Here is a 231-nt window from a genome sequence, read left to right on the forward strand (position 1 = left end):
TGATGACTCATGCGATGTTCAAGCAGTTGAAAATCGACTTTAAGCTTATGATCCATTTGATGGATTTTTTCTGCCATGGCTGCCTTTTTGGCTTGTAGTTCCTGCTCTTTAAGCTTTGCCCAATCATTAAGTGTAAGGGTAAATGCTTCGTATTCTTTCGCAATACTTTGTTTCATCTGAGCAAGAGCGTTGTTGACCTCATGACCATATATTGCCAACTCCTGTTCTGCG

General features: G+C 40.7%; 1 pseudogene. It reads right to left on the reverse strand.

Annotated features, from left to right (window positions below):
• Positions 1-231, reverse strand: a pseudogene (locus A7A69_RS13365) (acyl-CoA desaturase); the annotation flags it as partial.

The sequence above is a fragment of the Acinetobacter guerrae genome (genome assembly GCF_009372255.1).
GTDB classification, from domain to species: domain Bacteria; phylum Pseudomonadota; class Gammaproteobacteria; order Pseudomonadales; family Moraxellaceae; genus Acinetobacter; species Acinetobacter guerrae.